Below are 13,030 nucleotides of genomic sequence, written 5' to 3' on the forward strand. Positions count from 1 at the left end.
CGACCGCCTCGCGCGGCGCGGTCGGACTCAGCCATGAGCCAGGACGCAGCCACATCAACCCGTCCGTTCGCCGGGAAGCGGGTGCTTGTCGGCCTGAGCGGCGGCATCGCCTGCTACAAGGTGGCGACCGTGGTCAGTCGGCTTGTCCAGCAGGGGGCCGAGGTCACGGTGCTGATGACTGATGGCGCGACGCGCTTCGTCACGCCGCTGACGTTCGAGTCGCTTTCGGGTCGGGCTGTGTACGCCAGCGTCTGGGATCGCGCGGAATCGCACGATCCGCAGCACATCGCGCTGGCGCGGAGCGCTCACGCCATGCTCATCGCGCCGGCGACGATGGACCTGGTGGCGAAACTCGCGCACGGATTCGCCGAGGACGTGGTGACGCTCGTCGCTTCCGCCATCGATCCGAGGACGACCCCGATTCTGGTGGCGCCGTCCATGAACGCCGTGATGCTGTCGCAGGCGTCCACGCAGCGCAACCTGATGCAGCTGCGAGCCGACGGCTTCATCGTGCTGGAGCCGGGCGTGGGGTGGCAGGCCTGCCGCACCGAGGGTGCGGGGCGACTGCCCGAACCGGATGAACTGCTGTCGGCGCTGGAGCGGGCGTTGCGCTGAAATCCGCCGGAAGTGGAAGACTTTATTTGACGAGCACGATTGCCGTTGGAACAATCGCGTTCACTTCGGACAGGTGCCTGAGCGGCTGAAAGGGCCGGTCTCGAAAACCGGTGTGGTCCTTGTGGCCACCGTGGGTTCGAATCCCACCCTGTCCGCTTTTCTGAGAGTCGCGGGAACACGCGGATCAGGTCGTTCGCGCGACGCGCGGCGGTCCGAAGCGCCTATTCCACCCGACCTGCCCGAGCCATGATCGCCTCGCGCCGGGCCTGCCATGCCGCCGCGGCTTCATCTCGACGCCGCGATGCGGACGCGATGGCCTCATCATGGGCGGTCAGTCGCGCGACGGCGTCCGCGTGTGCCGCTTCCATCTGTCGGGCGATGCGTCGCCGCTCGACGGCGATGGTGCTTGCCTCCTGGGCCGCGGCTCGAAGTCGCTGCACTTCGTCCAGCACGGCGCGGGCGTCGGTGATGGTCCGCTGCAGCACGGTCCGCTCATCCGTCGTCAGGGTGATCCGCGCGGCCAGCTGCTGCTCAGCCGTGGCAAGCGCCAGTCGCCGCTTCGCCAGTTCCGCCGACTCGCGCTCGGCGATGGCGACTGCGCCATCCAGCAGCGCCCGCGCGGTGGTCAGTTCCGCCGCGAGCGCGGAGCGCTGGGCGTCATCAGCAGCACGCTCCAGGGCCAGTTCGACCGCGGCGTGGCGCTCGATCGCCTCGCGCAGCCCCTGGCGGGCGGCGTCGTCCGCCTGTTCGGCCTCGACGATCGCCTCCTTCGCGCGTTGCACCGAGGCCTCGCGCTCGACGATGAGCCGGGCCAGCGCCGCCTCCCGGGCTTCTGCGGCGTCCAGGGCCGCCCGCGCCGGCTCCTCGCGCCGCGATTGCGCCGCCAGCGAGACGGCGGCCTCGTCGGACTTCGATTCGGCGGCATCCGCCTCGGCGAGCGCCGCCTTCATCGACTGCTCCGCATCCGTCGCGGCGGCGGCGAGCGCGGCGCGTCCGGCCGCAAGCGCTTCGTATTCGCGGGCGGCGGCGCCGATCGCCTCCTGCCACGATGTCGGCGGGTTCGCGGGCATTGCGCCAGCCAGCATGCCGTCAGCCGCCTCGAACGCGCGAACATCGCCGTCCCACCCGCCCACGACCACGCGGGATCCGTCGTGCGTCACGCACACGCTTGCGGCCAGGTCGTTGAGCGGGCCGAAGGTGCGCAGTTCGTTGCCGCCCTCGCCGAAGAGCCGGGCCAGTCGATCACGCCCGGCGGTGGCGATGCGTCCCGTGCGATCCCACTCGATGCTGAGCACGCCGCCAGACGCGTTGAATGCTCGCTGCTCGCGGCATCCCTCGGCATCGAGCACGCGGATCACGCCATCTTCGCCCGCCGTGGCGAAGAGCACGCTGTCGGCGCGCCATGTCACGTCCGTCACACGCCCGTTGTGCGATGGCAGCGCCTGGTACTCACGACCCGTCCGCGCCTCCCAAACCAGGGCGTTCCCGGCCCGGTCGCCGGTCACGAGCAGCACGCCGTCGGGGCTGAACTCCAGCGCGGTGACCCAGTCGGTGTGCTTGCGCAGGTCGTAAGCGAGTGATCCATCTGACGTGTTGTAGACCCGCACTACGCGATCCGGCCCGCCCAACGCAACCAGTGTTCGATCGTCGCTGATGTCGGCGGCGAGCACTACGTCCGGCTCGTCGCCGAGTTCAAGCACGCGCTCGCCGGTGGCCGCGTCCCATGCGACAACGCGGCCGGATTCGCCGCCGCGACCTCCGCCCGCCAGGAGAAGCCCGCCGTCGCGGCTGAAGCGAAGCACGTGGATCGTGCCCTCGGAGAAATCCAGCACGCCAAGTCGCGCGAGCGTCTGACCGTGGTAGAGCACGACCTGTCGATGACCCGCCACCGCGACGAGCGGAGCGGTGGGACTGGCGGCCAGCGCATTGACGGTGGGCGGCTGCTCCGTCCACCACCACGGTTCCGTACGCACACCTTCGGGCATGACAGCCCTGGCGCCAGGAGTCGTCAGCGCCGCGGGATCGAGCGCCCTGGGGCCGGAGGCGACGTCCATCACTGCGTCGTCCCTGGTGCGCGGGGCGCCGAGGGCGATCCACTGACGGATCATCTCGATCTGATCCGCCGGGAGTTTCTCATCCTCGTAAGGCATGAAGGGTTCGCGCGAGTGCGCGATCAACTGATAGAACAGACTCTTGGTGGGGTCGCCCTTCACGATCGACGCGCCGGACGAGCCGCCCTGCATGATGGCGTCATACGAATCGGCGGCGAAGCCGTTGCGCGCCCGCCGCTGGTTGTGGCAACTGGTGCAGGACTCCGCCATGATGGGACGGATGTGCTCCTCGAAGTTGATTCGCGGCGGGGCGTCCTGCGCGGCGGCGTTCCACGCCACAAGGTGCGCGGCGGCGACTGCAACGGATTGGCCCAGGGACGATCGTCGCATGGCGTCAGTGGTTGAACAGGAATTCCTTGGAGTTGAGCATGGCCCAGAACAGGTCTTCGAGCGCCTGCTTCGGGTCGGCGTTCTCCTCGGCGAGCAACGTCGCCAGGGCCTTCTGCTCGATCTCCGTGGGGGGACGGGAGAAACACCGCCGGGTCAGGGCGTCGAGCGCCTGTTCCGGCGTCAGGCCGGACTGAAGCATCCGACCCGCCACGTTGCCCTGCATGATCTTGGCGTGGACTGTTTCGCCGTTGAGCAGATGCAGCGCCTGGGACAGCGACGGCTCGCGCACCACTTCGCATGAGCACACGCTCTCGCGAGTGGCCCGGCCGAACGTGGTGAGGAAGTAGTTGGTGGTCGATCCATCGGCGATCTCGACGGCCCGGGCGCCCAGCGGCAGTCCTCGGAGTTTTTCGGGCTGCTCCGTCACCTGGCAGAGGGCGTCGAGGAGCGTTTCCGCACGCATGCGGCGGATCAAAGCGCGGGAGAAGTTGCGGTCATCACCGGCGTTCGAGGCGTTGACCAGAGTCGATCGCTGGTACGCCTCGGAGTTGCAGATGTCGCGCACCAGCGTCTTGAGGTCGTACCTGGCCTCCACGAGACGCCTCGCCAGTCCGTTGAGCAATGGCTCGTTGGACGGCGGATTGCTGATGCGGAAGTCATCCACCGGCTCCACGACGCCGATGCCCATGAAATGCGCCCACACCCGGTTGGCGATGGACCGCGCGAACCACGGGTTGCCCGGAGCGGTGATCCACTCGGCGATCACCTCGCGCCGGTCGCGGTTGCGCACGTCCGCCGGACCCCCGCCGAGGAAGGTGGGCGGAACAGGCGTGCTGGTGACGGGATGGTTCACCTCGCCCCGGCGGCTGTTGAAGACGATGGTTTCGCGGTAATCCTCGCCTCGCTTGCGCCCGATCTGCGAGAAGAAGGAGACGAAGCCGTAATAGTCGTTCTGCGTCCAGCGGTCGAAGGGGTGGTTGTGGCACTGGGCGCACTGAATGCGGATGCCCAGAAACGACTGGGCCACGTTCTCCGCCAGCACCAGGGTGTCGGGCTGGTTCTGGTAGAAGTTCGTGGCGGGTTCGGTGAAGGTGCCGCCCGTGGCGGTGAGAATCCGCCGCACCATCTCATCCAGCGGCACGTCGTTGCTGAAGTTGGCGCGCAGCCACTCGAAGTACCGCAGGGCGGCCTTGTAGCTGATCTCGTTGTTGGAGCGAATCTGCAGCAACTCGGCCCAGTGCATCACCCACTGGTCCACGAACTCGCGCCGCTCCAGCAGCCGGTCGATGAGCCGAGCCCGCTTGTCGGGGGCATCGTCGTCGATGAACGCGGCGCTTTCCTCCGGCGTCGGCAGGAGTCCAATCAGGTCCAGCGTGACGCGGCGGATGAAGGTGGCGTCATCGCAGCGGGGCGAGGGCGTGAGACGCAGCGTGCGCAGTTTGGCGTTGATGGCCTCGTCGATCCAGTTGGCGGCGGGCATGTCAACCGTCCCCGGATCATCCGCCGAACCCGGGGGCAGCACGACGACGGGCGCGCCCACCGTGTGCGTGTCGAAACTCGCGGTGATGAACGCCTCGCCCCGCAGGCCGGTGGTGATGACGCCGGAGCGGGACACATCGGCGCAGGTCTCGTTGTTCGTGCGGAAGAGCGAGAGTTCGGTGACGTCCCGATCCGTGCCGTCCGAGTATTTCGCACGCACGGTCACGCGACAGGTCGCGCCGTCCGCCGCGAGCACAAGGCCCGGCGGGAAGATCTCGATGCTCGTCACCGACGGGATGTCCACCGGATCGCGCGGCGCCTGGGCGCCGATCCATCGCACGAGCGAATCGTAAAGCGCGGAATCCCGGTCCAGCCGCTTCTCTCCCGTGTGGGGAACTCGTCCCAGCGCTTTCTCCAGCAGCAGACTTTCCTCGGGCCGGGCGAGATTGAGGCGTCGCCCCGCCAGTTCGCGGGTGATGCGGTGATAGTCGCCCTCGGGGTCGAACCCGAAGAGCGACAGGCGGAAGCCGTCCTGCCCGCGGGCGGAACCGTGGCACCCGCCGGAGTTGCACCCCGCCGCCATGAAGACGGGCATCACGTCGAGCCGGAAACTGATGGGCCGCTCCACACCGCTTCCCGTCACGGTGATCGGTACGTCGATGACGGCGCCCGCGATGGCGACGCGGACGAATCCGGCGCCGTCCGCGATCGGACGCAGCACGCCGCCCGGCTCGACCGTGGCCAGCGCTCCGCCGTCAATGTCGGCCTGGTCGGTGACTTCGTGCTGCACGCCGGCCGGATCGGCGGCAAGAACGATCAGCCGCTGACGATCACGCCGTGTTTCCAGCGAGATGGCGGGTGGAAAGACCTCGATGGACTGGTATCGCCGCCCGGTGGAGTGCGCGTCTCCATGCGGTGAGGATGCGGAAGCCCGCACCGATGGAGCAAGCGGCGTCAGCGCCACGCCAAGGATCGTCGTGGCGGCGCACGCGACGGGCAGCAACCATGTGCGGTTACGCGGCATCGCCGCCTCCTTCCTGCTTCGGTGGGGCGGCTGGCGGGGGCGACTGCTCGCGCTTGCGGCGTTGCTCTTCCTGCTGGCGCAGCTGCTCCAGTCGTGAGAGCGGCTTGACCACCGGCGCGGCCGGGTCGGCGGCGGGCGGAGGAGGCGGTGGAGGAGGAGGCGGCGCGTCCGACTTGGGCGGCAGGGGCACGTCGATGCGAATCTCGCCCGCGGGCAGGCGATGAATCACCGGCTCGCCTTCCACCATCACCACGGCGCGGCAGAACGGACTGGTGTGCCTGCCGGCCGGGCTGTCGGGCTGCGTGATGATCGTGAACGTGAACTCATTCACATCCGGCGTGAGTTCCGCCGGCTCGCTGGTGACGCGATGAGGAAGCCCTTCGAGCGCCAGCGTCAGCGATCCGTCGAAGGGTGCACGCCTCACCACCTTCATGAACATCGTGGTCCGTGCTCCCTGCTCCACGGAGACGGGCTGCGGCTCCACTGACACGTACGGCGGCGCGACCCGCAGCGTCGCCAGTTGCGACGAGACGCGGATGGGGCCGCGACGTCCGCCCGTCTCGCCGACCACCACCAGGGGCCAGTCGCGCGTCGGCGCGTTGCCGTTGGCGTTGAAGGGAATCGTCGCTTCCGTCTGCCCCTGGGGGATTGTGACGGAGTTGCTCGCCCCTACGCCGGGCGGCGTGAATGGCACGCGCAGGCGCACCGGCCCGTCAAACCCCTCCACCCGCGTAATGCGCACCCTCAGGTCCATCAGGCCGTTCTGCACCAGCGGCGCTTTCGGTTCGATCACCTCCAGCGAGAAGGGCGCGGGTTCGGCCACTACGACCGGCAGGCGATCCACGGTCTGCGCCATCATCACGACGTTGTTCTGGCCCAGCACCAGTTCGATGTCCTGCCGGTAGTCGCCCGCGATCGATCCCTCCTCGCTTGGCTGGGCGAGCGTGAGCGACGCGAGCGCCCCGGCCAGCGGGGCGTCGGCGGTGGCCTCGAAGACCACGGGAACCTGGTTGACCGAGGCGTGCAGGCGCGGCGCGTGCAGCGTCACGCCCTCGGGAAGCCCCCGCATGCTTGTCACGAGATCGCCGCCGAAGCCCGTTCGAACCGCCTGCACGATCGCCGCCATGCGTCCGCCGCGCGGGACGACGACCTGCTCCTGCAGCCGGGGCAGCAGGGGGGTGACGCGAACTGGAGCCGGCGCGATCTCGATGCGGTAGACGAAGTCCACGCCGCCTCGACCGAGGTGGTCCTCGATCACCACCACGTACTCGCCGTCGGCGGGGGCTCGGAACTCCAGCACCGGGTCCGGGCCGTTGGTGTCGTCATTGGCGGCGATCTGTCCGCGCCCGACCTGGTTCACGCGGATGACCGCGTCCAGCGGCGAACGAATCTGCCGCGCGTACGCCACGATCTGGTACGTCTCGTTCTGCCTGGCCGTAAAGCGGAAGCAGTCGCGGTCGCCCGGCTCGCTGAGCACGCCGTTGAGAGCGATGGGCGGCGAACAGGTGGTCGCCTCTTCGCCCCGGTTGTTGGGTTCGATTTCGATGAGGTTGTCAAGATCGCTGACGACCAGATGGACGGGTGAGGGCGTGATGCCGCGATCATCGGAAACGTGGACGCCGATCACGTGGCGCGGGTACATCCCGCCCGGCAACGCCGCGCACGACAGAACCGTGGGAACCGTCAACTCGATCTCGCGCGGACCCTCCACGTCCCCCAGCAGCGTGGTTCTGAGCGTTTCACCCGGTCGTCCGCCTGCCGGAAGCATCGCCGTCGGACGAGGAAACGCACCCACGTGCAGGCGGTACGCGAAGTCGCCGTTGCCCGCGAAGGAGCACTCCCGCACCGTTACAGCGTACAGGCCGTCTTTCGGAATCACCACGCTGACGAAGCAGTCCTGCCGCAGCAGCGCGGCGTCGTCGCAGGTCGCCAGTTCAAATCCCTCGGCATCGAGTATGGCGACCGACGGGTCAAAGAACGCCGTTCCGAGGCGGATGCCCTCCACCTCGGCGGTCACGCGATCGCCGGCCTTGGCCTCGAAGGTGAAGACATCCTGATCCTCGTTGTCCGCCACGCCGTTGATGGTGCGATTCAGTTCGATTCGCTGGGCGGCGGCGAGGGTGTTGTTGGGCTCCTGCTCGTTCAGTTCCGCCAGCGCCCCGATGCTGAACAGCCGCAGGTTGGAGACGCCGCTCGCGGTGCGCAGTCGGAACCCCACCATGCCGGGCGGGCAGTCTGATGCGATTCGCAGCGTCGCCCGCACCGTGCCCTCATCCGCTGCGTCAAGCTTGAGGACTTCCACGCCCGGCCGGTCGAACAGAATCTCCTGGGCGTCGGCCAGACGCTCGCCGCGAAGGATCACTTCCACGTCGGCGCCGCGCTGCGCGCCGCGCGGGACGATGCGGTTCACCACCGGCTGCGATGCCTGCGCCGCGGCGGAGAACAGGCACACGATCACCATCGCGATCAGAGCCGCCGCGCCGCCTGATCGTTCCGCCGTCAGGAGAACTCCGCCCGGGCGCCGCCTCATGCCAGAATCTCGGTGAGGACGCGCCCGTGGCGCACGATGTCGATGGGCCGGTCGCCCGGGGCCATCAGTCGCTTGTCCGGATCGATGCCCAGCAGCGTGAACATGGTTCGGGCCAGATCCTCCGGACCGACCGGGTCGCTGTCCGGCTCGGCGGCGGTGGCGTCCGACCGGCCGTACGCCAGGCCGCGTTTCACGCCGCCGCCCGCCAGGGCGATGGAGAACACGCGCGGCCAGTGGTCGCGCCCGCCATCGGGGTTCAGCCGGGGCGTGCGTCCGAACTCGGTTGTCACCATCACCAGCGTTGAATCCAGCAGCCCGCGCGCCTCCAGGTCGCCGATCAATGCCGCCAGCGCCTGATCGAAGGGCGGCAACTGACTGTTGAGCCCCTCGAGGATGTTCTGATGCATGTCCCACCCGCCGTACGTGAGCGAGACGAAGCGCACGCCCGCCTCCACCAGCCGCCGGGCCAGGAGCATGCGCTGACCGGCCTGGTTGCGACCGTAGCCGTCGCGCATGGCGTCCGGCTCGGCGCCCAGGTTGAAGGCCTCGCGCGCTTCGGGCGAGGCCAGCAGGTCGTACGCCCGCGCATAGAAACTGTCCATCGCGTCCAGGTCATCGGACTTCTCGCGCTGCTCGAAGTGGGCGTTGACGGCGTCCAGCAGCCGCCGCCTTCGCGTGAAGCGGGCTTCATCGACGCCGTTGGGGAGATTCAGATCGCGCACGATGAACTCGCGGGCCGCCGGGTCGCTGCCCACGCTGAACGGGGCGTAGGAGCTGCTCAGATACCCCGAGCCCGCGTACGTGGTCGGCTGCGACGGCACGCACACATAGGGCGGCAGGTTGTTGCGACCTCCCAGTTCGTGCGATACCACGCTGCCCATGCTGGGGTAGACGATGGCCGGGCTGGGCCGGTAGCCGGTGAACATGTTGTGCGTGCCGCGCTCATGGGCCGCTTCGCCGTGCGTGAATGAGCGAATGATCGTCATCCGGTCGGCGATCTGGGCGATGCGCGGCAACTGCCTGCCGAACTGCACGCCGTCGATGGTGGTGGCGATGGCTTCCATTCCGCCGCGATACTCAACGGGCGAGTAGGGCTTGGGATCGAAGGTGTCCTGATGGGCCATGCCGCCCGGCAGGAAGATGTGGATGACGGACTTGGCTCGCGGCCCGGCTGCTGCGCGGCCCGCCGAATCCTGAAAAGCGCTGGCGATGGCTTCGAGTCGCAGGAACTCAGGCAATCCCAGCCCCAGCAACGTGCCGAAGCCGCCCAGGGTGCCGACACGCAGGAAACTCCGTCGGTCGCAGCACGCGTTGCCGGTACAGCGTCCTCGAGGTGAACCCCAACTGGCGTTCGTGGCCATCAGGCAGACTCCTTTCCCCGCCCCGCCCCCTGGACTCCGCAACCCTGCGGATGTCAGTTCGTCCGGTTCCTTCCCGGGCTTCCCCGGCCCGTGCGTTCAAAGGAAGGACCATTCATCATGTCCCAGCCGGAACCGGATTGCAAGAACGAAACCGGGCCGCGCCGGGCACGGATCGGTGGAATCGCGGATTGGAGCAGTGAAAATGGGGGGAGGGATGCCAGGATTCCGCTCCGCGGTGCGGGATCGGGCGAGATGTCCCGCCGTGGTTGGCGTTGAACATGCTGGCTTTCCGCACGTGCATCCCGCAGGCCGGTCGGCTTCATATCATCTCGCATGTCCGAGCATCGGTCCATCCACGAGTTCCGCGCCCAGCGCGAGCGCGCCAATCAGGTGGTCTTCGCCGCCGACCATCTGGGCATCAAACGGTTCTTCCGGTTGGACGCCGCCGCCTACGAGCCGGGCGGGCCGGGCGCGTTGGACGCCCGCACGAAGGAGCTGCTTGGGCTGGTGGCCTCCGCGGTGCTGCGCTGCAACGACTGCATTGACTATCACCTCGACCAGTGCGTCAGTCGGGGGTGGACGAAGGCGGAAATCGTGGATGCCCTGAACGTGGCGCTGGTCGTGGGCGGGTCGATCTTCATTCCGCATCTGCGGCACGCCATGCTGACGCTGGAGGAGCTGCTTCCTGACCAACCTGCCGCCTCGCCCGCCGCGTCCTCCGGACATGGCGATTCGGGCGTCTGACCATGTCCACGATGACCACCGATGCATCCACCTCGACCGCTCCGCCGCTGCTGGAATGGCGGGCCTTTCCGGCGAAGCAGCGCCCCGGCCGCGCGGCACTGGGGATCGTCATCATCCTGGCGATCGGCGCCATGACGGGCGGGCTGTTTCACGCCGACGGGTTCTCGCCCGCCACCAGCGTGGGCATGGGGCTGCTGGCGTCGGCGATTCTGGTGCTGGTGCTTCAGCGGTTCTACTTCCCCAGCTTCTACGCCATCGACGCCGAGGGCATCACGGCCCGCACCTTCCTCTCCACGCTTCGCCTGCGCTGGACCGAGATCCGTCGCTTTCTGCATGACGAGACCGGCGGGTTTCTCTCCACGCGAGCCGTGCCTTCGCGGCTGGACTCGTTCCAGGGGCTGCACATCGTGTTCGGCGAGGACGCGCCGCGGGCCATCCGGACCATCGAGGAGCGACTTCGACTGGCGCGGGGAGACGACGCATGAAGCGGTGGTTCCGGCACGCCTTCGCGGTGGACAAGCCCGGTCCCGCCGAGCCCAGCGACGCCGAGCGCGAGGTGGTGGACAAGGTGTGCGCCCAGATCGTCAAGCGGCACCTGACGACGCCGTCGCTGATCTTTCTGGAGATGTCGCGCCCGCTCAACTACATCGGGTCGCAGACGATGCACTTCTTCGCTCCGTTCGTCTGGGCGGTGACCGATCCTCGCGGCTTCGAGACCTTCGCGGGCTTCCTGGAACGGCGCGGGTCGATCGAGTACATCTGCCGCCGCATCGAGGCGATGGAGGCGTCATGTGCGACCCGGCCCGCGGCGCCGGTGGAGACGCCGGGCCCCGGGAACTCGGCGAAGGGCGCCTGAGATCACGTGATCCTGCTTCCCGGCGGGTCGCGCGACGCCACGGTGCGGTCGCTAGGATCGTTCATGTCAGCCATACCTCAGCACGGCCCTTCGGAGTTCCCGCGCCAGCCCGCGCGGGCGGATCTGACGCCGATCTTCGAGCGTCTGCTGCGGGGCCAGTCGCTCTCCGCCGCGGACACCACCGCCGCGTTCGAGACCATGATCTCCGGGCAGGCGCACGAAGCGGAGATCGGCGCGTTCCTCGCCCTGCTGGCCACGCGGACTCCCACTCCGGAGGAGTTGCTCGGCGCCGCCCGTGTGATGCGGGCGCACGTGGACGCGGTGCCCACCGCGATCGACCCGGACCGGCTCATTGACACCGCGGGCACGGGCGGCGCGCCCAAGACCTTCAACGTCTCCACGGTCGCCGCGGTGATCGCCGCCGCCGCGGGGGAGCGGACCATCGCCGTCGCCAAGCACGGCAACCGCTCGCGCACGGGTCGCGGCAGCGCGGAAGTACTCAAGGAGCTGGGCGTCAACGTCGATGCCGACCGTCCGACTCAGGCCCGCTGCCTGGATGAGGCGGGCGTGTGCTTCTGCTTCGCCATTCACCACCATCCGGCGACGAGACACGTCATCGGCGCCCGCAAGGCGCTGGGGTTCGCCACGCTGTTCAACCTGCTGGGGCCGCTCACCAACCCGGCCGGAGCTCGGCGGCAGGTGATGGGCGTCTACGCCGATCGCTTCGTGTTGCCCATCGCCCACGCCCTGCGTGACCTGGGCGCCACGCGGGCGCTGGTGGTTCACAGCCGCGACGGACTGGATGAGGTGACGCTCACCGCGCCCACGCGCATCGCGCACGTGGATGGCGGCCGTGTGTGGGAGGAGGAACTCGATCCCGCCATGCTTGGGCTGCATCGGAGCACGTTTGCTGACCTGCAGGTCCGCGACGTGCGTGACGCGGCGTCGGCATTTCGCGCGATTGTGGAGGGGCGCGACGCCGGACCGCGGCGGGACATGGCGCTGCTCAACGCCGCCGCCACGCTCATGGCCGGGGGCGTCGCCGATACCTGGCGCGAGGGGCTGCGCCTCGCGCGACAAGCCCTTGAGAACGGCGCGGCGAGAAACGTTCTGGAACGACTGGTCGCGATTTCCAGCACAACCGGCTCCGCGTGACTGCGTCCGCGGTCGTCAGCCAACAGCCACCACCTTTTCGGCAGGTGGCTCACTCCGCCGGTTTCTTGAGCTTCAGATCGCAGCCGTAGGGGCGGGTGCGGTCCGGCTTCACCGGCTGGCCGGCCTTCAGCTGCGCAACCGCGCTGACCACGTAATTAACCACCGTTTCGCCCTTCTTGGCCTTCACGCCGTTGGGGTCATCGTCGAACGCGCCGCTGTAGACCAGCACGCCCTTGGCGTCGATGATGAACATGTGCGGCGTGGTGCGGGCGTCGAATCGACGGGCCACGTCGCCTTCCAGATCGAGCAGAATGGGCCACGGCACCCGGAAGCGCTTCAGCCAGGCGTTGTTCTCGCGTTCGGTGGTGTTGAACGTGCTGTTGACGGCCAGCCACACCACCTCGGGAGCGGCTTCCTTCGCCTGCTTCTGCGCCTGCTGCATGAGATCACGCTCGTACAGTCCTTTCCAGACCGGGCACTGGGGGTTGGCCCATTCGAGCACCACGATCTTGCCGCGCAACCCGGAGAGCGTGTGCGTCCTGCCCTCGCTGTCGGTGAGCGTGAAGTCGGGGGCCGGTTCGCCGACCTTCGCCACGGCGGGCGGCTGCGGCGCCCGTCCGGGCTGATCGGACGAGCCATCGGTCGCCGCGCCACCGGTGATGCGAGGGGGGTTGGCGGCTGCAACGGCCGTCGTCACCGCCAGCGCGCCCGCCAGCATGAACAGCGAAGCAATCAACCTGCTCATCGTGCGATCTCCCGGGGCCTCGTCACGCTCCGGCCGACTCATCGACGTTCGCCGGTCGGTCCGGTTCACGCGCCAGCCCG

The 13,030-nt window shown here is 68.6% G+C and carries 10 protein-coding genes and 1 tRNA gene; 6 read left to right on the top strand and 5 right to left on the bottom strand.

What is annotated here, in order from left to right:
• The first annotated feature begins 33 nt into the window (after window positions 1-33).
• Both HRU76_11480 and HRU76_11485 read left to right on the top strand, forming a co-directional pair.
• Window positions 34-615, top strand: a complete 582-nt coding sequence (locus HRU76_11480; protein QOJ18174.1) for a hypothetical protein — start codon at window positions 34-36, stop codon at window positions 613-615.
• Window positions 616-682: 67 nt separating this feature from the next.
• A tRNA-Ser gene (locus HRU76_11485) sits at window positions 683-770 on the top strand.
• Window positions 771-836: 66 nt separating this feature from the next.
• Here HRU76_11485 and HRU76_11490 read toward each other — a convergent pair.
• Genes HRU76_11490 through HRU76_11505 form a run of 4 tightly spaced genes read right to left on the bottom strand, consistent with a single transcriptional unit; the run spans window position 837 to window position 9,450 of the window.
• A complete protein-coding gene (locus HRU76_11490; protein QOJ18175.1) occupies window positions 837-3,056 on the bottom strand; it encodes a hypothetical protein in 2,220 nt (739 codons plus the stop codon).
• 4 nt (window positions 3,057-3,060) lie between these two features.
• Window positions 3,061-5,559, bottom strand: coding sequence for a DUF1549 domain-containing protein (locus HRU76_11495; GenBank protein QOJ18176.1), 2,499 nt, complete (start codon window positions 5,557-5,559; stop codon window positions 3,061-3,063).
• Window positions 5,549-8,089: a peptidase gene (locus tag HRU76_11500; protein ID QOJ18177.1), complete on the bottom strand. Its 2,541-nt coding sequence runs from the start codon at window positions 8,087-8,089 to the stop codon at window positions 5,549-5,551. The genes HRU76_11495 and HRU76_11500 overlap by 11 nt, the downstream gene beginning before the upstream one ends.
• On the bottom strand, window positions 8,086-9,450 hold the full coding sequence (locus HRU76_11505; GenBank protein QOJ18178.1) for a DUF1501 domain-containing protein: 1,365 nt from the start codon (window positions 9,448-9,450) through the stop codon (window positions 8,086-8,088). The genes HRU76_11500 and HRU76_11505 overlap by 4 nt, the downstream gene beginning before the upstream one ends.
• Window positions 9,451-9,783: 333 nt before the next feature.
• On the opposite strand from HRU76_11505, the gene HRU76_11510 reads away from it, so the two are divergent.
• The 4 genes from HRU76_11510 (at window position 9,784) to trpD (ending at window position 12,205) form a co-directional block, all read left to right on the top strand.
• On the top strand, window positions 9,784-10,194 hold the full coding sequence (locus HRU76_11510; GenBank protein ID QOJ18179.1) for a carboxymuconolactone decarboxylase family protein: 411 nt from the start codon (window positions 9,784-9,786) through the stop codon (window positions 10,192-10,194).
• An 11-nt stretch (window positions 10,195-10,205) separates the two neighbouring features.
• A complete protein-coding gene (locus HRU76_11515; GenBank protein ID QOJ18180.1) occupies window positions 10,206-10,679 on the top strand; it encodes a hypothetical protein in 474 nt (157 codons plus the stop codon).
• A complete protein-coding gene (locus HRU76_11520; GenBank protein ID QOJ18181.1) occupies window positions 10,676-11,050 on the top strand; it encodes a hypothetical protein in 375 nt (124 codons plus the stop codon). Before HRU76_11515 ends, HRU76_11520 begins: the two co-directional genes overlap by 4 nt.
• 63 nt (window positions 11,051-11,113) lie before the next feature.
• Window positions 11,114-12,205, top strand: coding sequence for an anthranilate phosphoribosyltransferase (gene trpD, locus HRU76_11525; protein QOJ18182.1), 1,092 nt, complete (start codon window positions 11,114-11,116; stop codon window positions 12,203-12,205).
• A gap of 49 nt (window positions 12,206-12,254) precedes the next feature.
• On the opposite strand, the gene HRU76_11530 is transcribed toward trpD, so the two are convergent.
• Complete coding sequence (locus HRU76_11530) at window positions 12,255-12,950, bottom strand: redoxin domain-containing protein (GenBank protein ID QOJ18183.1); 696 nt, start codon at window positions 12,948-12,950, stop codon at window positions 12,255-12,257.
• Window positions 12,951-13,030: the final 80 nt, after the last annotated feature.

This window comes from Phycisphaeraceae bacterium (assembly GCA_015709595.1).
Lineage (GTDB): Bacteria > Planctomycetota > Phycisphaerae > Phycisphaerales > SM1A02 > CAADGA01.